The organism is Escherichia sp. E4930, assembly GCF_005845405.1.
Classification (GTDB): domain Bacteria; phylum Pseudomonadota; class Gammaproteobacteria; order Enterobacterales; family Enterobacteriaceae; genus Escherichia.
Genome location: NZ_VCDZ01000077.1, coordinates 1 through 1,279 on the forward strand (window position 1 = coordinate 1; position 1,279 = coordinate 1,279).

General features: G+C 53.5%; 1 rRNA gene. It reads left to right on the forward strand.

Annotation, left to right across the window (positions count from 1 at the left end):
- Positions 1-1,279 (forward strand): 23S ribosomal RNA (locus tag FFT88_RS25150); the annotation flags it as partial.

Genomic DNA, 1,279 nt, shown 5'->3' on the forward strand with positions numbered 1-1,279 from the left:
GAAAGCTATTTAGGTAGCGCCTCGTGAATTCATCTCCGGGGGTAGAGCACTGTTTCGGCAAGGGGGTCATCCCGACTTACCAACCCGATGCAAACTGCGAATACCGGAGAATGTTATCACGGGAGACACACGGCGGGTGCTAACGTCCGTCGTGAAGAGGGAAACAACCCAGACCGCCAGCTAAGGTCCCAAAGTCATGGTTAAGTGGGAAACGATGTGGGAAGGCCCAGACAGCCAGGATGTTGGCTTAGAAGCAGCCATCATTTAAAGAAAGCGTAATAGCTCACTGGTCGAGTCGGCCTGCGCGGAAGATGTAACGGGGCTAAACCATGCACCGAAGCTGCGGCAGCGACACTATGTGTTGTTGGGTAGGGGAGCGTTCTGTAAGCCTGCGAAGGTGTGCTGTGAGGCATGCTGGAGGTATCAGAAGTGCGAATGCTGACATAAGTAACGATAAAGCGGGTGAAAAGCCCGCTCGCCGGAAGACCAAGGGTTCCTGTCCAACGTTAATCGGGGCAGGGTGAGTCGACCCCTAAGGCGAGGCCGAAAGGCGTAGTCGATGGGAAACAGGTTAATATTCCTGTACTTGGTGTTACTGCGAAGGGGGGACGGAGAAGGCTATGTTGGCCGGGCGACGGTTGTCCCGGTTTAAGCGTGTAGGCTGGTTTTCCAGGCAAATCCGGAAAATCAAGGCTGAGGCGTGATGACGAGGCACTACGGTGCTGAAGCAACAAATGCCCTGCTTCCAGGAAAAGCCTCTAAGCATCAGGTAACATCAAATCGTACCCCAAACCGACACAGGTGGTCAGGTAGAGAATACCAAGGCGCTTGAGAGAACTCGGGTGAAGGAACTAGGCAAAATGGTGCCGTAACTTCGGGAGAAGGCACGCTGATACGTAGGTGAAGTCCCTTGCGGATGGAGCTGAAATCAGTCGAAGATACCAGCTGGCTGCAACTGTTTATTAAAAACACAGCACTGTGCAAACACGAAAGTGGACGTATACGGTGTGACGCCTGCCCGGTGCCGGAAGGTTAATTGATGGGGTCAGCGCAAGCGAAGCTCTTGATCGAAGCCCCGGTAAACGGCGGCCGTAACTATAACGGTCCTAAGGTAGCGAAATTCCTTGTCGGGTAAGTTCCGACCTGCACGAATGGCGTAATGATGGCCAGGCTGTCTCCACCCGAGACTCAGTGAAATTGAACTCGCTGTGAAGATGCAGTGTACCCGCGGCAAGACGGAAAGACCCCGTGAACCTTTACTATAGCTTGACACTGAACA